This is a genomic window from Cedecea davisae (assembly GCF_044095835.1).
In the GTDB taxonomy this organism is placed as follows: domain Bacteria; phylum Pseudomonadota; class Gammaproteobacteria; order Enterobacterales; family Enterobacteriaceae; genus Cedecea; species Cedecea davisae.
Genome location: NZ_CP172054.1, coordinates 3,676,843 through 3,694,168, shown reverse-complemented (window position 1 = coordinate 3,694,168; position 17,326 = coordinate 3,676,843). Strand labels below are relative to the sequence as shown.

The window sequence follows — 17,326 nt, the reverse complement described above, 5'->3', positions numbered from 1 at the left end:
AGTCCATTTTGCGAGAAGGTATAGCCATAACTGAATGAAGAGGATGTTTCTGATGATGGCTCGCCGCTTGCTACAGCTCTATACCGGGCTGGTTTTTTACGGTGTTTCAACCGCGATGTTTGTGCGTGCCAATTTAGGCACCGACCCGTGGAACGTGTTCCACCTCGGCGTGGCGCGGCTGTTTTCGCTAAACCTCGGGCTGGTGATGATTGTGGTTGGCGCTTTGGTCCTGCTGCTGTGGATCCCGCTGCGGCAGCGGCCAGGGCTGGGTACGGTCAGCAACGTTATTGTTCTCGGCCTGGCGGCGGATGCTGCCCTGGCGCTGATGCCGCCGCTTGAATCGCTGGTTGCTCGTTCATTACTGCTGGCGGGTGCGCTGGTGCTGAACGCTCTGGCAACCGGCATGTATATTGGCGCAGGCTTTGGTGCAGGCCCACGAGATGGCCTGATGACCGGCGTTCATGCCCGGACGGGCTGGTCGGTGCGCAGCATTCGCACCGCAATAGAAGTGACCGTGCTGGCATCCGGCTGGCTGATGGGCGGCAGCGTTGGCGTTGGCACGGTTTTATACGCTTTAGCCATCGGGCCACTTATCCAGCTTTGCCTGCCGTGGTTCCGCGTTAACCCCGTGAGTAAACCGGTGACTAATGCACCGGAAATAGCCTCATGAGCAGATAACTGTGCTACACATTATCTTCTGAATTGCTTTAACCGGGAGGTAGCATGCAGCAGGATATCATCAGCAAACCGACGCTTAACTGGAATGGTCACCAGCTCACCGAGATACTGAACCATTGCTTTGAGCAGTACGTGGTGCCGTTTCGGCTGGATAGCGAAACCTTTGGCTGGCGCTTTGTTGCCGAGGATCTTAACCCCAACGACAGCACCGTCTGGCTTTATCGTGGAGAGCCAAAAGCCATCGCGCTGATCACCCGGCGCGGGCAAACCTGCCGCCTTGCGGCTTTCGCTATTCGCCCGGAACTGCGTGGGCAGGGGCTGGGCAAAATTTTTATTCAGCAGTTGATAGATGCCGCAAGGGCGCGGGGCGATAAACAGTTCTTGCTGGAGGTTATCGTCGGTAACGACAGCGGGCTGGCGCTCTACGAGCGAATGGGCTTTGTGCGCCAACAAATGCTGGCGGGGTTCCAGAGTGAGGGAACGGCCCGGCCTTCTACCTCTGAAGATTTGCTGGAAATAGACCCCTTGCACATGGCCCATAAAATGATGGTAGCTAACGAGGCTCCGCTGCCGTGGCTTAGCGCGCCTGAAACCCTGTTCAAGCTGCCGGGTAAAGCTTTTACGCTCAATGACGTGGCCTATGCGCTGGTGATTCCGGGGGAAGTGCCGAAGCTAAGAGGGCTGTATGTTGAGCCACATGCCCGGCGCAAAGGGCATGCGAAAAAGCTGCTGGTTCTGCTTCAGGAGCAATTCCCGGGGCTGGCAACCGCAGGCGCTATACCCGAGCAGGTTGCGCCGCTGTTTGTAAGCAGCGGCTTCCGGCAGGACTCGCTAACGCAGTATGAAATGAAGCTAGTTCTGTAGGGGGGTGAGTGAGGGCAAAAGCCCTCACCGTAATGCTTACAGCACGCCCTGGGCCAGCATGGCATCGGCCACTTTCACAAACCCGGCAATGTTTGCCCCGCGCACGTACTGAGTCTGTTTCCCTTCTCCGCCGTATTCCACGCAGGCCTGGTGAATATCCAGCATGATGTGATGCAGGCGAATATCAACCTTTTCGGCTTTCCAGCTCAGGCGAGCCGCGTTTTGCGCCATCTCCAGCCCGGACGTTGCCACGCCGCCGGCGTTGGCTGCTTTACCCGGAGCAAACAGCACGCCGGCCTCAACAAACAGGTCAGTGGCTTCAATGGTGGTTGGCATATTTGCGCCCTCTGCCACGGCTTTTACGCCGTTAGCAATCAGGGTTCGTGCTGCTTCAACGTCCAGCTCGTTTTGCGTCGCGCACGGTAAAGCGATATCTACAGGCACGCTCCACGGCTGCTGGCCTTCAAGGTAAGTCAGGCCAAACTCGCGGGCGTAATCCGCCACGCGGCCATCACGGCTGGCTTTGATTTCGCACAGGCGAGCCAGTTTTTCAGCGTTAAAGCCGGTTTCATCAACTACCGTGCCGTTGGAGTCCGAGGCTGTGACCACGCGCGCGCCAAGCGACATCGCTTTTTCTATCGCGTACTGCGCCACGTTGCCGGAGCCGGATACCGCCACGCGCATACCTTCAAAACCAAGGCCGTGGCGCTGTAGCATAGCGTCGGTGAAGTAAATCAGGCCGTAGCCGGTGGCTTCCGGGCGAATCAGGCTGCCGCCGAAAGAAAGCCCTTTGCCGGTAAATACGCAGGCGGTGTTGTTGGAGAGCTTTTTCATCATCCCGGCCATATAGCCGACTTCGCGGCCGCCAACGCCGATATCGCCCGCCGGGACGTCAGTATCCGGGCCAAGATGGCGGTACAGCTCAACCATCAGCGCCTGGCAAAAACGCATAATTTCACCCTCGCTTTTGCCCTTCGGATTAAAGTCGCTGCCGCCTTTACCGCCGCCCATCGGCAGCGTGGTCAGCGCATTTTTGAAGGTTTGCTCAAAGCCGAGGAACTTGAGGATCGACAGATTTACCGACGGGTGGAAACGCATGCCGCCCTTAAACGGGCCGATAGCGGAGTTGAACTGCACGCGCCAGGCACGGTTAACCTGCACCTGATTTTTATCATCCACCCAGGCGACGCGAAACTGGATAACGCGCTCCGGCTCGACTAAACGCTCAAGCAGCGCCTGCTGGCGATATTGAGGATTATTTTCAAGAAACGGCCACAGCGTGCTCATCACTTCGCGAACCGCCTGAGCGAATTCAACCTGATGCGGGTCGCGCAATTGCACTGTGGATAAAAACTCTTCGAGAGATAATGCTTGAGCCATCAGAGGTAACTCCTTGTTGCGAGTAGTGTTGTGTGTGTTTTGGGTCTGGTTATTTTTTGACTATAACATTTTCTTATGAACGGGCATCAAGCGATTTTTTAATCTACGGGGATAAAAAAGAGAGGGGCAGGAGACGTAAAGCGCCTCCCGCCTGGGGTTTAGAAGTGAGTGTTAACGCTCATATAGTAAGTGCGGCCGGACTCGTTGTAGGTCTGGGCGCCTGCGCCATACATATAAGATTTAGTGGTGTCGTTCCCGGTCGTCTGGGCATTACCCGCGCGCCAGTGGCGCTTGTCGAGCAGGTTGTCGACACCGGCGGTTAAGCTGACGTTTTTGGTGGCATCCCATGTCGCGCTCATACCAATAATGCTGTAAGGGCTCACTTCGTTGGTATCACTCCCCGTCACCGGTGTGCCCTTATAGTTGTACTTTTTCGGCTGCTGTTTGCCGTACCACGTCAGGGTGCTTTGCAGCGAAACGTCCGGTTGAACCTGCCAGCTAAGCGTAGAGTTCAGCGTATATTCCGGGATGATCGACAGGCGGTCGCCGGTCTCTTTGTTTTTGCTTTGCAGCATATACGTCAGGTTATTGTTCCAGCTTACGGTATCGGTCAGCGGCAGGTTGACGGTGCCTTCCAGCCCCTCAACAACGGCTTTCGGCACGTTGTTCCACTGGTAGATATCGGTCTTCTTGCTGTTGGAAGCAATCGGTGAATAACCGGACTCAATCTTGTTGCGATAATCGTTGCGGAACCAGGTTATCCCTGCCTGATAGCCGTCGCGCTTGAATTCGAGGCCAATTTCTTTGTTGATGCTGGTCTCGGCTTTCAAATCCTCATTACCCATCAGGTAACAGGCTCCGCCGCTGGCTGCACAGCCCTGGCCGCGGCTGTAGAGAACATAGTTAGGGTTGGTCTGGTACAGGCTCGGCGCTTTATAGGCGCGGGCGATGCCGAGCTTTAGCGTCAGTTCGTCGGTCAACTCCTGGGAGAGGTTGAGCGACGGGCTCCAGTTGTCACCTACGATGGAGTGATGGTCGAAGCGCAGCCCCGGCGTCAGCATGGTGCTGCTGGTCAGCTCCATGTTGTTTTCCGCAAACAGCGAGAAGATTTGCGCTTTCGAGTATGGGCTGCGGTTGGTGGAAGAGACGCCCGGAATAGCGCCGCCTTCACTCAGGGACTGAGTATTGGACGAACCGTCCTTCATGCGCTGTTGGTTCCACTCGCTGCCGAAGGTCAGATTCTGGTTCACCAGCAGCTCGAACGGCACGCTGGCTTCGCTGTACAGCAGCACGTCGCTGAGATCGATATCAGAGAACTGGCCGTTGGAGAAAATGCCCTCGGTGCCGCCGGCCAGCCCTTCGTTCACGCGCGTGTTGCGGGTGTGCTCGTACTGAACATAAGAGTTGGTGGTTACGCCGTTATCCCAGCCGCCCGTCCAGGTGACGGAATAATTCTGGCGATAAAGACGGTTGGTCTCTTTGCCGTAATTGTCCTTCACCAGCTGATTGCTGTTGGTGTTCTGGGTATCGCCCGCGTAGAGGTTGCCCTGGCGACTGTAGCCGGTTTCAAACTCCAGCGCCTGCATTGGGGCAAATTCCCAGCGCAACAGGCCGTTGATATCTTTATGGATAACGCCTTCACGCCCGGCGGGCAGCGTGCTGGCGTAAGAGCCGGTACGCAGAGACTGATGCCCCTGGTTAATGTCCCAGGCATCGGCCTGCGTTTTGTCCAGGTTGCCGTAAAGACGGAAGCTTACGTCGCCGCCCAGCGGGCCGGTGAGGTTGAAGTTAGTGCGTTTGGTCGAGCCTTCATCTTTATGCTCAGGCACGTTGAAATAGGTATTCCAGCTGCCGTGGAATTCATTGCTGCTGCGTTTGGTAATGATGTTTACCACGCCGCCTGCCGCGCCGTTACCGTAGCGAGCCGCCGCCGGGCCGCGAATAACTTCGATGCTGTCGATCATTTCCGGCGGCACCCAGGAGGCGTCGCCGCGGGTATCACGTTCGCCGCGCCAGCCAAGGCGCACGGCGTTACGGCTGGTCACCGGTTTACCGTCAATCAGGATGAGGGTGTTTTCCGGCCCCATGCCGCGGATATCTATCTGGCGGCCGTTGCCGCGCTGGCCGCTGGTGGAGTTGCCGGTAAGGTTAACCCCTGGCATGGTGCGCACAATTTCAGAGATGTCGCGCGCGGGTGGGCGCTTCTTTAGCTCATCGGCGCTGATAATCGACACGCCCGGTGCCTGGAGCGTTTGCTGCGCCGCGGTCACCACCAGAGTGTCTTCATTCTCTACCGGCGCGGTCTGCGCCGAAGCGGGAAGGGCAATGCCATAAATGCCCAGACTCACCAGAGTGGCGAGGGAGTAAGAAAATTTATTATTCATTATCTGTCCTGAGTGTCACCGCCAGCGTCCCGGTTAGCTCCATTCCCAAATAAGGAAAGGACGCGGCAGAAGTGCCTGATGTTGAAACTGCGGCAACACGCTATTGCAAATGAAAATAATTATCAATTTATTTCTCAGTCGCGTCTTTGGATCAATTAAGGCGGCTTATTAATTAGCGTGGGTTATCAAAATGGTCATTAACTATTCATCAACCTGATATTCCAGAATTGACCTCGGCCATTACCTGAATGACACAAATTAGAGTGATCTTATTAACAAAGTCGCGTAAAGGGCGGCCATTTTGGCGGGTTCAGATTGTGAGAAAAGACATTCCAGGCTAGATACAAAATGTAACAACTCTCGATATCCAATTAGAAAACGGACAAAATTATGGATAGATTTGGGAAACACCTCGTCTGGGTCGTGCTCGCCTTAATTGGCGCGTTCGCCCTCGGTTACATCGCACTCAACCGCGGCGAGCAGATCAACGCCCTGTGGATAGTGATTGCTTCTGTTTGTATTTATCTCATCGCCTACCGCTATTACGGCCTGTTTATCGCTAAACGCGTATTAACGGTGGATGCCACACGCATGACCCCGGCCGTGCGCCATAACGACGGCCTCGACTACGTTCCAACGGATAAAAAAGTGCTGTTTGGGCACCACTTTGCGGCTATCGCCGGGGCGGGGCCGCTGGTGGGGCCGGTACTTGCGGCGCAAATGGGCTATCTACCCGGCATGCTCTGGCTGCTGGCGGGCGTGGTGCTGGCCGGTGCGGTACAGGACTTTATGGTGCTGTTCGTCTCTACCCGTCGCGACGGGCGCTCCCTGGGTGAGCTGGTAAAAGAAGAGATGGGCAACACCGCCGGGGTTATCGCCCTGGTCGCCTGCTTCATGATAATGGTCATCATCCTTGCGGTGCTGGCGATGATTGTTGTTAAGGCGCTAACCCATAGCCCGTGGGGGACTTACACCGTTGCCTTTACCATTCCTCTGGCCATATTTATGGGCATTTATATCCGCTACCTGCGGCCGGGTCGCATCGGCGAAGTGTCGATTATCGGCCTGGTGATGCTGGTCTTTGCCATTATTTCCGGCGGCTGGGTGGCGCAGAGCGAAACTTGGGCACCGTACTTCGACTATACCGGCGTGCAGCTAACCTGGATGCTGGTGGGCTACGGCTTTGTGGCCGCCGTGCTGCCGGTCTGGCTGCTGCTTGCGCCGCGTGATTACCTGTCCACTTTCCTGAAAATTGGCACCATTATCGGGCTGGCGGTGGGCATCCTCATCATGCGCCCGACGCTGCAAATGCCATCATTAACAAAATTCATCGATGGCACCGGCCCGGTGTGGAGCGGCGACCTGTTCCCGTTCCTGTTTATCACCATCGCCTGCGGGGCGGTTTCCGGCTTCCACGCGCTGATTGCCTCCGGCACTACGCCGAAAATGCTGGCTAACGAAAATCAGGCCTGCTTTATCGGCTACGGCGGAATGCTGATGGAGTCCTTTGTGGCGATCATGGCGCTGGTTGCTGCCTGCGTGATTGACCCCGGCGTTTATTTTGCGATGAACAGCCCGATGGCGGTGCTTGTTCCAGCGGGAACGGCTGACGTAGTGGCTTCTGCGGCGCAGGTTGTTAGCGGCTGGGGCTTCCACATTACGCCGGACACTCTAACAAATATCGCCAACGAAGTGGGCGAGCAGAGCATCATCTCTCGTGCCGGTGGCGCACCTACGCTTGCCGTCGGGATGGCCTATATTCTGCACGGCGCGCTGGGCGGGCTGATGGACGTCTCGTTCTGGTATCACTTTGCGATTCTGTTTGAGGCGCTGTTTATCCTGACGGCGGTGGATGCCGGTACGCGCGCCGCACGTTTCATGTTGCAGGATTTGCTGGGCGTAATATCTCCGGGGCTGAAGAAAACCGACTCGCTGCCGGCCAACCTGCTCGCCACCGCGCTTTGCGTGCTGGCCTGGGGCTATTTCCTGCATCAGGGCGTGGTCGATCCATTGGGCGGCATTAACACGCTGTGGCCGCTGTTCGGCATCGCCAACCAGATGCTGGCGGGCATGGCGTTGATGCTGTGTGCCGTGGTGCTGTTCAAGATGAAGAAGCAGCGTTATGCGTGGGTGGCTCTGGTGCCAACCGCATGGCTGCTGATTTGCACCCTGACGGCAGGCTGGCAGAAAGCGTTCAGCTCAGATGCAAAAGTGGGCTTCCTCGCCATCGCCAACAAGTTCCAGGCGATGATCGACAGCGGCAATATTCCGGCGCAGTACACTCAGTCGCAGCTTAGCCAACTGGTGTTTAACAACCGGCTGGATGCAGGCCTGACTATCTTCTTTATGGTGGTTGTGGTGGTGCTGGCATGGTTCTCGCTGAAAACCGCGCTTAAAGCTCTGAAGTCAGATAAGCCGACGGCTAACGAGACGCCGTATGAGCCAATGCCGGAGAATTATCAGGAGATTGTGGCCAGGGCAAAAAGCGTGCACTGATTTTTACCCTCACCCTCTTACCTCATCATTTCCCCCTCTCCCCTTTGGGGAGAGGGCCGGGGTGAGGGGCAACCCACTGGAGGCATTATGTTCGATACTCTGTCCAAAGCCGGAAAATACCTCGGCCAGGCAGCAAAACTGATGGTCGGCGTCCCGGACTACGACAATTACGTGCAGCATATGCGTTTGACCCACCCGGAACAGACGCCGATGACTTATGAAGAGTTTTTCCGCGAACGCCAGGACGCGCGCTACGGCGGTAAAGGCGGCGCTCGCTGCTGCTAAAACAGGTGAAATGCATTAGATTGACTCTATGGATGTTGCAGTCAGCATGTAAATCAAATGTGACATTCGGCGTGTTTTTTAACACCAGGCGAAAATCCTGTTGTGCGAAACCGGCGAGTGTGATTTTATCAATGACGACTTTTAACGCTAATTCAGGAACCCCATGACTCATTCCCTGCAAACTTCGACCCTACTAATTACCGCGCTACCAGCCGCGGTGGTCGTCGTGCGTGTGGTGGTGGTCGTCGGCAATGCGCCGTAGGGACTGAATCAACGTATCGATTCCAAACCCCGCCGGCGCAAACCGGGCGGGGTTTCTTGTTTTAAGTGCCTGCCCAGAAGCGAACCGGCTAATAAGAAGGACTGGAGCATGGCAATTTCGGACACACCCTCACAACGCATCACCGGCGCAGAGCTGATTGTAAAAATGCTGGAACATCATGGCATTACCACAGTCAGCGGTATTCCTGGCGGCACGGTATTGCCGCTCTACAATGCGCTGAGCCAAAGCACTCGCATTCGCCATGTCCTGGCGCGCCACGAGCAGGGCGCGGGGTTTATGGCGCAGGGCATGGCGCGTACCAGCGGTAAACCTGCGGTCTGCATCGCCTGTAGCGGCCCGGGGGCGACGAACCTGGTTACCGCGATTGCCGACGCCCGCCTCGACTCCATCCCTCTGGTTTGTATTACCGGGCAGGTGCCTACCTCGATGATCGGGGCGGACGCCTTCCAGGAAGTCGATACCTACGGCATTTCGATTCCCATCACCAAGCATAACTACCTGGTGCGCAGCATCAGCGACCTGCCGCAGGTGATTACCGACGCATTCCGCATCGCCCAGTCCGGCCGCCCTGGCCCGGTATGGATAGACATTCCGAAAGATATTCAGACTGCCGAAATTGATATCACCGAACTGCCGGAAGTGGCCGCGCCTTCCGCCGCCCCGGCCTTCGACCATCAGGATATTGCCCGCGCGGCGGCGATGATTAACGAAGCTAAACGCCCGGTATTGTACCTTGGCGGCGGCATTATCAGCGCGGGCGCAGCGGAGCAGGCTCGCGAACTGGCTGAACGTGCCGGGCTGCCAACAACCATGACGCTGATGGCGCTGGGGACTATTCCGGCGCGGCATCCTCTTTCTCTTGGCATGCTGGGCATGCACGGCGCGCGCAGCACCAACTTCATTCTTCATGAAGCCGATCTGCTGATTGTGCTCGGCGCACGCTTTGATGACCGCGCTATCGGCAAAACTGAAGAATTCTGTCCGAACGCCAAAATCATCCATGTGGATATCGACCGCGCCGAGCTGGGTAAAATTAAGCAGGCCCACGTAGCGATTCGCGGCGATGTCGGTGAAGTGCTGCGCCAGCTGACCCCGCAGACCAAAGCGCTGCCGCGCGGCGAATGGCTGCAAACGGTCGCTAATTTGCAGCGCGAGTTCCCGTTTGCCATGCCGGGCGAGGACAACCCGCTGATGCCTTACGGACTTATTAAAGCAGCGGCGGCCTGCGTGGATGACGAAGCAATTATCACGACCGACGTGGGTCAGCATCAGATGTGGGTGGCTCAGGCTTATCCGCTTAATCGCCCCCGCCAGTGGCTGACTTCCGGCGGGCTGGGCACTATGGGCTTTGGCTTACCGGCGGCGGTTGGCGCGGCGCTGGCAGAGCCGACGAGAAAAGTGCTGTGCTTCTCCGGCGACGGCAGCCTGATGATGAATATTCAGGAAATGGCTACCGCAGCGGAAAACAATCTGGATGTGAAAATCATCCTGATGAACAACCAGGCGCTGGGGCTGGTTCATCAGCAGCAAACCCTGTTCTATCAGCAAAATATCTTTGCCGCGACCTACCCGGGCATGACCGACTTCCTGACCATTGCGCGCGGTTTTGGTCTCGCCACCTGCGACTTAAACCAGGCAGAAGATCCGCAGGCTGCGCTGCATGAAGCGATTTCTCGCCCTGGTCCGTGCCTGATTCATGTGCGCATCGACGCAGACGAAAAAGTATTCCCGATGGTGCCGCCGGGTGCCGCCAACACTCAGATGATTGGAGAGTAAGCCATGCAGCAATCAACCGTTATTCTGGAACTTACGGTACGCAACCATCCGGGCGTGATGTCTCATATCTGCGGCCTGTTTGCCCGCCGCGCATTTAACGTAGAAGGCATCCTCTGCCTGCCGCTGCCGGAAGGCGACCAGAGCCGCATCTGGCTACAGGTTGAGGACGACAGCCGCCTCGAGCAGATGGTGAGCCAGGTCGATAAGCTGGAAGACGTAGTGCAAATCATCCGCCACGCCGACGATCCGGGCATTTTCAACCGACTAACCGCCTTTGTGCAGTAAATGAAATGAGGCTTTCAACCCATTTTTTGAAAGCCCCTTCATTGATTGCAGTACAGAGTGGAAACCATGCCGAAGGAACGGCATTCCGCTATAGCCCCTGGCTAACCAGCAGTTCCGGGGTGATTTCGGCGATGGAGCGTGCACCGGTTAGCGTCATCGCTACCCGCATCTCTTTCTCTATCAGGTCCAGCAGGTTGCTGACTCCGGCTTCGCCGTGGGTCGCCAGGGCGTAGAGGAAGGCACGGCCCAGCAGCACGGTATCCGCGCCCAGCGCAATCATGCGTACCACGTCGAGGCCGTTGCGAATACCGCTGTCGGCCAGAATTGCGATGTCGCCTTTCACCGCATCGGCAATGGCGGGCAGGGCGCGAGCGGAAGAAAGCACGCCATCCAGCTGACGGCCACCGTGGTTAGACACCACTATCCCGTCTGCGCCAAAACGCACCGCGTCTTTCGCATCTTCGGCATCAAGGATCCCCTTAATTACCATCGGGCCATCCCAGAACTCACGGATCCACTCCAGGTCGCTCCAGGAGATAGACGGGTCAAAGTTTTTTGCCAGCCAGCCAATATAATCTTCCAGCCCGGTCGGTTTGCCCAGGTAGGCGGAAATATTGCCCAAATCATGCGGGCGACCGTTCAGCCCTACATCCCACGACCACTGAGGATGTGTAACCGCCTGCATATAGCGGCGTAGCGCGGCGTTCGGGCCGCTCATCCCCGAGTGGGCATCTCGGTAGCGGGCGCCAGGCGTTGGCATATCCACGGTAAACACCAGCGTTGAGCAACCGGCGGCTTTTGCCCGCTCCAGCGCGTTGCGCATAAAGCCTCTGTCTTTCAGGACATATAGCTGGAACCACATAGGGCGGTTGATAGCCGGGGCCACTTCTTCTATCGGGCACACCGAAACCGTCGAGAGCGTGAAGGGAATGCCTTTGGCGGCTGCGGCCTTCGCCGCCTGCACTTCACCGCGACGGGCATACATACCGCACAGCCCAACGGGCGCAAGGGCGACCGGCATTGACAGCGTTTCGTTAAACAGTTTGGTTTCGAGACTCAGCGCCGACATATTTTTCAACACGCGCTGCCGGAGAGCCACCTGCGCCAGATCTTCCACGTTACGCTTCAGGGTGTGCTCCGCGTAGGCTCCCCCGTCGATATAGTGGAATAAAAATGGCGGTAGAATGCGCTCGGCGGCGGCACGGTAGTCGGTTGCTGCGGAAATAATCATCGTTTCTGTTCCCTTTTTTCATCACTTGCTTCGTCCGGGAGGCGGGTAATACGTGCCTGACGGGCTTCATCTTCTTGCAGGGTTTTAATCGTGGAGTGGACAAACCCCAGGTGCGACTGGGCGGCACGCCTTGCCCGCTCGGCATCGCCCGCGAGTATGGCTTTCAACAGCTCGTCGTGCTGTTCGGTAAGCCCGGCGAAAATAGCCGGAACGGTATACATGCGCTGGCGGCTGTGCAGCACCGAGGATTGCAGCAGATCGAAGAATCCGCGCATGGTCTGGAGCAGCACGATATTGTGCGAGGCTTCGGCAATCGCAAGGTGAAACCGCACGTCGGCCTGGGCCGCAAGATCCGGGTCATCGCTTTCTTTAAACTTGAGGGTGGCGTCAAAACAGGCGATCAGTTTTTCTTTATCGGCGGGCGTGGCGCGCATTGCCGCATACCAGGCCGTGCTGCCCTCGATCGTGTGGCGCGCTTCGAGGATATCCAACTGATAGTTAGGATCGCCCTCAACCAGCGTTTTCAGCGGCTGAACAATACGTTGTTCCGACCACTGCTCTATTTGGTAGCGAAGATAAGTGCCGCCGCCCCGGCGGCTGGCCAGCACGCCTTCACCAATTAGCTTCTGAATGGCTTCGCGCAAAATAGACCGCGAACAGCCCAGCTCGGCGGCGAGCTGACGTTCGGCGGGCAACCGCATGCCCGCCTCCAGTTTACGTTCATTAATCAGCGCCTTAACACGTTCAACCATCTGGTCGGCAAGGCGCGGTACAGCTTGGGTCATGGGATCATCCAGGTTAAAACATAAGCCTGCAGCGTGGTAATTACGCCCACCATGCAGGTGAATATCAGGCTGTGTTTCACGGTAAAGCGGAACAGGTCTGACTCCTTACCTACCAGCCCCACCGCGGCGCAGGCGATGGCGATAGACTGCGGCGAAATCATTTTGCCGGTCACGCCGCCGGTGGTATTAGCCGCCACCAGCAGCAGGTCTGAAACGCCAATCTGCTGCGCCGTTGTGGCCTGTAATGCGGCAAACAGCGCGTTGGAGGATGTGTCTGAACCGGTCAGGAACACGCCCAGCCAACCGAGGAACGGCGAGAAGAAGGTAAAGGCGTGGCCGGTATGGGCCAGCGCCAGAGCCAGCGTCGCCGACAGCCCGGAATAGTTTGAAATAAACGCAAACGCCAGCACCATGCCGATGGAGTAAATCGGCAGCGCCAGCTCCTTCAGCGTTTCTCCGAAGGTTACCAGCGCCGCTTTTGGCTTCATGCGCAGGTAAACAATCGAAATCAGCGCGGCCACCAGGATGGCGGTGCCGGTCGCGGAGAACCAGTCGAACTTGTAGACCGCCGCATAGGGCGCGCTTGCGGCAACGACCGGTGGCATTTTGGCGACCAGGTTGTCGAGGAACGGCACTGAGAAATTATAGACCCAGTCTGCCAGCGCTCCGCCTTTAGCAAACAGCGCTTTAAACGGCGGTATGCTCCACAGCGTAACGGTGGCGGTTAAAAACAGGAACGGCATCCACGCCCGAACAATCTGCCGCCCGCTGTATTTCTGCGGCGCAACAGCCTGCTCGCCAGCTGCTTCATCTATGTTATCAAAGCGGAAAATACGCACCGGCTTCCATACGCGCAGGAAGGCCGTCAGGCACACCAGCGACACCAGAGAGGAGATAATATCCGGTAGCTCAGGGCCGATGAAGTTGGAGCTAAGATACTGGGCGATAGCAAATGAACCCCCGGCGACCATCACCGCAGGCCACGTCTCTTTGATGCCGCGCCAGCCATCCATAATCGCCATGATCCAGAACAGCACGATAATTGTCAGGAACGGCAGCTGGCGTCCAACCATCTGGCCGATTTCGAAGCTGTCCAGCCCGGTGACCTGGCCGGCAACAATAATCGGGATCCCCATTGCGCCGAAGGCGACCGGCGCGGTGTTGACTATCAGGCATAGCCCGGCGGCGTAAAGCGGCTTGAATCCCAGGCCAACCAGCAGCGCGGCGGTAATGGCGACCGGCGCCCCAAACCCTGCGGCACCTTCCAGAAACGCGCCGAACGAGAAACCGACAATCAACATTTGCAGACGCTGGTCCGGCGTAATCGACAGGATAGACGAGCGAATGATGTCGAACTGCCCGGTTTTGACCGAAATTTTATACACAAAGACCGCGGCAACAATTATCCAGGCTATTGGCCACAGGCCATAAAAGAAACCATAAACAACCGAGGCAAGCGCTCTGTCCACCGGCATGCGGTACAAAAACAGGGCAACCAACAGGGCGAGAATGACCGTCAACGTGGCGGCTTTATAGCCCTTCATCCGCAGCTTAATCAGCGCGAAGAAGAAAAACAGGATCGGGATAGCCGCAATCAGGCTGGACAGCCAGATATTCCCGAGCGGATCGTAGAGTTGTTGCCAGACTTGCATGCAGGATTCTCCAGGGTGATGCGTGTATCGTTTCTTATTAGATTGGTAGGACCAATTTTGTTATGTAGAGCAAATGATGGCTAATGGTTAACTTTGTGTTAATCGTTGGCAACGGTCTGGCGAGGGTTTATCGGCGTTTTGTAGAAAAGTGCACGTTTTTATCTGAATTGGTAGGACCAAAAAAGCCCCTTTTCCGGGTGGAAAAGAGGCGGAATGTTAAAGTTGCTGGCGGGGAGGGGAAAAACCGTCGTTATTTTTTGTACTGCTCGTCGCTGACCTTTTCCAGCCACTCAACCGGGCTGCCGTTTAGCGACTCGGCGATGGCGATATGGGTCATCGCGGTTTGCGGCGAAGCGCCGTGCCAGTGCTTAACGCCTTCCGGTATCCATACAATATCGCCCTGATGCATCTCCTGAATTTCGCCGCCCCATTCCTGTAACCATCCCCGCCCCTGGGTGATGATAAGCGTCTGCCCGAGGGGATGGGTATGCCAGGCGGTACGTGCGCCGGGTTCGAAAGTTACCGTAGCGCCGCCCACGCGGGCGTTATCGCTGCCGCTGAACGGAGCATCGATACGAACCGTGCCGGTAAAATAATTCTCAGGCCCTTTTTGCGAGGGCAGCGAGCCGCTGCGGGTAATTTTCATCGTCTTCTCCAGATGGAACGTCACTTTGCGTAGAAATACAGTAGACCCGATCCAGAAAGGGCACTAGCCGGTGAAATCTGCAAGAACCTATGAATGGGATTCATGAGTCTCAGTCAGAGCCAGGCCCCGGCGAGAGATTTAAACCAGCTTAAATAAACGGTCGAGCGACCAGCGGCCTGCGCCCCGGGAGAGGATGAGCAGCAGCAGCCCGCCCCAGATCAGGTGTGTTGGCCATGCGTCCGGGTAGACGAAGATTTCAATCACCAGCGTCATAAACAGCAGTCCTGCGGCGGCGAAGCGTGAAAACAGGCCAAGAACCAGCAATACGGGGAAGCCATGTTCGGCCAGCGTCGCCAGGTGAGCGGCAATATCGTAGGGAATCAGCGGTAGCGCGTATTCGGTGCGAAACAGCTCGTAGGTGGACGGTTTTAAAGTCATAAAACCGGTCACTTTGGTACGGCCAGACAGGAAAAATACGGCGGCGATGCCGACGCGGGCAATCAGCAATAACAGGTTATCACTCACATAGCGCTCAAGAGTGCGCCAGGCGTTATTCCACAGCGAGCGTAACCCGTGCTCCGGGGAAGAAAATTCAGTCGTTTTCATAGTGGCCTCAATGGTTAACGTTCCGGGGCGGCAAAAACGCCGCTGTGTAACAGGTGGCTGAAAAAAGTGCCGAGAGCTAATTCGGGCTCTGCCAGCAATGCCCGCTCGCTTGCCTGTTGAAGGTTCGCGCCGCCGTGGCAGGCGGAAAGAAACACGGCTCCGCCCCGGCTTAAAGGTCCGGCAACTATCTGCCGTTGCTGCCGCACCAGCAGAGCGCCCTCTGCGCACCAGGCGATGTTTTCTGGCGCTTCCAGCCCGTAGCGATTGAACTGCCAGAGGGTGAAGGCCGGTAAGGTCGGGTGCCATTGCCAGCGCACGCCGTCCCGCAGTTTTAATTTCCGCATAGCCAGCGCATCGGTCGAGAGCTGTGCCAGCTCGTTGGTATCCAGCGGCGGCGAGTCTTTGGCGCAAAAGACCTCCAGCCACAGCCAGTCCAGCTGCGCCACCGCTCTTAAATAGGGCAGTTCGCCCGTAGCCGGGTAAGTCTCGACAAAGGCGGGAAAGGTCTTGCCATAGCGAATCAATTCTCCTTCTGTTGGGCGATGTTCAAGCGCGTAGCTGCGAGCCATTTCCCGAAAAAACTCGCTGCCCGTCAGGCTGGCAACGCTGGGGAAATTAGCCTCCAGAGCATCAATGCAGGCTTTCAATACGCCGTTGCGGTAGACGGCAAAACCCGGCTGGCTCAGCAGGTGAGCCAGTTCCGGCGAATCTTCGCCATAAATTGCGCCAATAAAGGCCCGCTGATAGCGATTCAGGGCTGTACTCATGGCTGCTCTCCGGCGGCATTGAGGATCTGCTGAGCTCGCTCCCGCTCTGCAATCAGCTCCGCAAATGCAGGCAGGTTATCGTCCCGCTCGATAAGCGTAGGTATTGCGCCAGCCCGCTGGATCAGGCGCTGATATAGCTGCCAGACATCGGCAGATATCGGCGAGTCATGGCTATCAATCAGCAAATCGCTGCCGCCTTCATCGCGGCTGAACCCCGCCAGATGGAGTTCGGTAATCCGCTCAACAGGGAAGCGTGCCAGCCAGGCTTCGGCATCAAATCCCAGATTATGGGCGCTTAGCCAGACGTTATTGAGATCAAGCAGCAGGCCGCATTGCGTCCGGTTGCTGACCTCGCTAAGAAACTCAATTTCGTCCCACTCGTGCCCGGGCATCTGCAAATAATGGGTCGGATTTTCCAGCGAGATCTGGCGACCCAGCGCATCCTGCGTGCGGTTAATGTTGTCGATAAGCCGGTTCATTACCTGTGTGGTTCGCGGCACCGGTAATAGATCGGGGTAATAAACGCCTTCCCACCGCGACCAGGTCAGGTGCTCGGAAACCAGAGCCGGTTTTATATCGTCAATAAGCGCCTTTAGCTGCTTTAGCAGTTTGCCGTCCGGCGCGGAGTCTGCCGCCAGCGAGAGCGAAACGCCGTGCAGGGAAATCGCGTGCTGCTGGCGAATCGCCTCCAGCCATTCTCTGCGTGGGCCACCCGGCATCAGGTAATTTTCACTATGGACTTCATACCAAACGTCCGGCGGGCTGGCGTAAGCCTCCGCATAATGCCCGGGCTTTAACCCCAGCCCGGCACCGAGTTTTTCCGTTGTTGTCATGCGAGTGGCCCCCGTTATTTAGCCTTCGGTCAGCGAGCCGTGGCCGCCCGGTGTTTGAATGGAGGTGCAGGTCCCGGCCGGAACCATCTTGTAGGCGTTTTTCTGGTAATCGACTTTTGAGGTGCCCGCGCAGGTGGTTCCTGCGCCCGCTTTACAGTCGTTATCTGCGGCTTTGGCAATACCAAAACAGCGCTCAAGATTAGGCCCGGTTAATTCGGCGGCGAAAGAAGCGGCGCTGAAAGAAACCAGAGACAGGGCAATAGCAGACATAGCGATACGGTTCATATCTTTCTCCAGATAATCAAAATGAATAAGCTGAGGGTAATTAAATGATCAGGGATTAATTAAGGGCGTTATTTCCTCCTTATTAAATAA

17 protein-coding genes are annotated in these 17,326 nt (G+C 56.8%); 7 read left to right on the top strand and 10 right to left on the bottom strand.

All coding sequences use genetic code 11. The features are described 5' to 3' along the window. The first annotated feature begins 55 nt into the window (after positions 1-55). Together ACG1VR_RS17720 and ACG1VR_RS17715 are read left to right on the top strand one after the other, a co-directional pair. Positions 56-670 (top strand): YitT family protein, encoded by a 615-nt coding sequence (locus ACG1VR_RS17720; RefSeq protein ID WP_172570318.1) that lies wholly within the window; start codon positions 56-58, stop codon positions 668-670. Positions 671-723: 53 nt separating this feature from the next. After that, the gene (locus ACG1VR_RS17715) at positions 724-1,542 is read left to right on the top strand and encodes a GNAT family N-acetyltransferase (RefSeq protein WP_395489442.1); all 819 of its coding nucleotides are present in this window, start codon (positions 724-726) and stop codon (positions 1,540-1,542) included. Between the two features lie 36 nt (positions 1,543-1,578). Here ACG1VR_RS17715 and gdhA read toward each other — a convergent pair whose 3' ends face one another. Both gdhA and ACG1VR_RS17705 read right to left on the bottom strand, forming a co-directional pair. After that, positions 1,579-2,922: an NADP-specific glutamate dehydrogenase gene (gene gdhA / locus ACG1VR_RS17710; RefSeq protein WP_016535221.1), complete on the bottom strand. Its 1,344-nt coding sequence runs from the start codon at positions 2,920-2,922 to the stop codon at positions 1,579-1,581. Between the two features lie 158 nt (positions 2,923-3,080). After that, positions 3,081-5,306, bottom strand: coding sequence for a TonB-dependent siderophore receptor (locus ACG1VR_RS17705; RefSeq protein WP_395489441.1), 2,226 nt, complete (start codon positions 5,304-5,306; stop codon positions 3,081-3,083). 390 nt (positions 5,307-5,696) lie between these two features. Here ACG1VR_RS17705 and cstA point away from each other — a divergent pair, with 390 nt between their 5' ends. The 5 genes from cstA (at position 5,697) to ilvN (ending at position 10,431) form a co-directional block, all read left to right on the top strand. Then, a complete protein-coding gene (gene cstA / locus ACG1VR_RS17700) occupies positions 5,697-7,802 on the top strand; it encodes a pyruvate/proton symporter CstA (protein ID WP_395489440.1) in 2,106 nt (701 codons plus the stop codon). 87 nt (positions 7,803-7,889) lie between these two features. After that, positions 7,890-8,087 carry a YbdD/YjiX family protein gene (locus tag ACG1VR_RS17695; RefSeq protein WP_172568183.1) on the top strand — a complete coding sequence of 66 codons (198 nt, stop codon included), beginning with the start codon at positions 7,890-7,892 and terminating at the stop codon, positions 8,085-8,087. Positions 8,088-8,250: 163 nt separating this feature from the next. Continuing rightward, on the top strand, positions 8,251-8,349 hold the full coding sequence (gene ivbL / locus ACG1VR_RS17690) for an ilvB operon leader peptide IvbL (RefSeq protein WP_071704074.1): 99 nt from the start codon (positions 8,251-8,253) through the stop codon (positions 8,347-8,349). 108 nt (positions 8,350-8,457) lie between these two features. Continuing rightward, positions 8,458-10,146: an acetolactate synthase large subunit gene (ilvB, locus tag ACG1VR_RS17685; RefSeq protein ID WP_395489439.1), complete on the top strand. Its 1,689-nt coding sequence runs from the start codon at positions 8,458-8,460 to the stop codon at positions 10,144-10,146. A 3-nt stretch (positions 10,147-10,149) separates the two neighbouring features. Beyond that, complete coding sequence (gene ilvN / locus ACG1VR_RS17680; protein ID WP_016535226.1) at positions 10,150-10,431, top strand: acetolactate synthase small subunit; 282 nt, start codon at positions 10,150-10,152, stop codon at positions 10,429-10,431. Positions 10,432-10,519: 88 nt separating this feature from the next. Here ilvN and lldD read toward each other — a convergent pair whose 3' ends face one another. The 8 genes from lldD to ACG1VR_RS17640 all read right to left on the bottom strand — a co-directional run bounded on the left by lldD (position 10,520) and on the right by ACG1VR_RS17640 (position 17,236). Then, positions 10,520-11,662: an FMN-dependent L-lactate dehydrogenase LldD gene (lldD, locus tag ACG1VR_RS17675; protein WP_395489438.1), complete on the bottom strand. Its 1,143-nt coding sequence runs from the start codon at positions 11,660-11,662 to the stop codon at positions 10,520-10,522. After that, entirely contained in the window at positions 11,659-12,447 is a 789-nt protein-coding gene (gene lldR / locus ACG1VR_RS17670) for a transcriptional regulator LldR (protein ID WP_016535228.1), read from the bottom strand. Before lldR ends, lldD begins: the two co-directional genes overlap by 4 nt. Continuing rightward, entirely contained in the window at positions 12,444-14,099 is a 1,656-nt protein-coding gene (lldP, locus tag ACG1VR_RS17665; RefSeq protein WP_172568180.1) for an L-lactate permease, read from the bottom strand. The genes lldR and lldP overlap by 4 nt, the downstream gene beginning before the upstream one ends. A gap of 250 nt (positions 14,100-14,349) precedes the next feature. Then, positions 14,350-14,745, bottom strand: coding sequence for a cupin domain-containing protein (locus ACG1VR_RS17660; protein WP_039897974.1), 396 nt, complete (start codon positions 14,743-14,745; stop codon positions 14,350-14,352). A gap of 138 nt (positions 14,746-14,883) precedes the next feature. Beyond that, positions 14,884-15,351, bottom strand: coding sequence for a DoxX family protein (locus ACG1VR_RS17655; RefSeq protein WP_395489436.1), 468 nt, complete (start codon positions 15,349-15,351; stop codon positions 14,884-14,886). Between the two features lie 14 nt (positions 15,352-15,365). Beyond that, the gene (locus ACG1VR_RS17650) at positions 15,366-16,118 is read right to left on the bottom strand and encodes a DNA-binding domain-containing protein (protein WP_395489435.1); all 753 of its coding nucleotides are present in this window, start codon (positions 16,116-16,118) and stop codon (positions 15,366-15,368) included. Continuing rightward, positions 16,115-16,951 carry a DUF692 domain-containing protein gene (locus ACG1VR_RS17645; protein ID WP_395489434.1) on the bottom strand — a complete coding sequence of 279 codons (837 nt, stop codon included), beginning with the start codon at positions 16,949-16,951 and terminating at the stop codon, positions 16,115-16,117. Before ACG1VR_RS17645 ends, ACG1VR_RS17650 begins: the two co-directional genes overlap by 4 nt. Before the next feature lie 18 nt (positions 16,952-16,969). Then, positions 16,970-17,236 carry a DUF2282 domain-containing protein gene (locus tag ACG1VR_RS17640; RefSeq protein WP_216377241.1) on the bottom strand — a complete coding sequence of 89 codons (267 nt, stop codon included), beginning with the start codon at positions 17,234-17,236 and terminating at the stop codon, positions 16,970-16,972. Positions 17,237-17,326 lie beyond the last annotated feature (90 nt).

Coding starts and splice junctions, on each gene's coding strand:
- ACG1VR_RS17720 (WP_172570318.1), top strand. CDS start 56: ATGGCTCGCCGCTTGCTACAGCTCTATACCGGGCTGGTTTTTTACGGT.
- ACG1VR_RS17715 (WP_395489442.1), top strand. CDS start 724: ATGCAGCAGGATATCATCAGCAAACCGACGCTTAACTGGAATGGTCAC.
- gdhA (WP_016535221.1), bottom strand. CDS start 2,922: ATGGCTCAAGCATTATCTCTCGAAGAGTTTTTATCCACAGTGCAATTG.
- ACG1VR_RS17705 (WP_395489441.1), bottom strand. CDS start 5,306: ATGAATAATAAATTTTCTTACTCCCTCGCCACTCTGGTGAGTCTGGGC.
- cstA (WP_395489440.1), top strand. CDS start 5,697: ATGGATAGATTTGGGAAACACCTCGTCTGGGTCGTGCTCGCCTTAATT.
- ACG1VR_RS17695 (WP_172568183.1), top strand. CDS start 7,890: ATGTTCGATACTCTGTCCAAAGCCGGAAAATACCTCGGCCAGGCAGCA.
- ivbL (WP_071704074.1), top strand. CDS start 8,251: ATGACTCATTCCCTGCAAACTTCGACCCTACTAATTACCGCGCTACCA.
- ilvB (WP_395489439.1), top strand. CDS start 8,458: ATGGCAATTTCGGACACACCCTCACAACGCATCACCGGCGCAGAGCTG.
- ilvN (WP_016535226.1), top strand. CDS start 10,150: ATGCAGCAATCAACCGTTATTCTGGAACTTACGGTACGCAACCATCCG.
- lldD (WP_395489438.1), bottom strand. CDS start 11,662: ATGATTATTTCCGCAGCAACCGACTACCGTGCCGCCGCCGAGCGCATT.
- lldR (WP_016535228.1), bottom strand. CDS start 12,447: ATGACCCAAGCTGTACCGCGCCTTGCCGACCAGATGGTTGAACGTGTT.
- lldP (WP_172568180.1), bottom strand. CDS start 14,099: ATGCAAGTCTGGCAACAACTCTACGATCCGCTCGGGAATATCTGGCTG.
- ACG1VR_RS17660 (WP_039897974.1), bottom strand. CDS start 14,745: ATGAAAATTACCCGCAGCGGCTCGCTGCCCTCGCAAAAAGGGCCTGAG.
- ACG1VR_RS17655 (WP_395489436.1), bottom strand. CDS start 15,351: ATGAAAACGACTGAATTTTCTTCCCCGGAGCACGGGTTACGCTCGCTG.
- ACG1VR_RS17650 (WP_395489435.1), bottom strand. CDS start 16,118: ATGAGTACAGCCCTGAATCGCTATCAGCGGGCCTTTATTGGCGCAATT.
- ACG1VR_RS17645 (WP_395489434.1), bottom strand. CDS start 16,951: ATGACAACAACGGAAAAACTCGGTGCCGGGCTGGGGTTAAAGCCCGGG.
- ACG1VR_RS17640 (WP_216377241.1), bottom strand. CDS start 17,236: ATGAACCGTATCGCTATGTCTGCTATTGCCCTGTCTCTGGTTTCTTTC.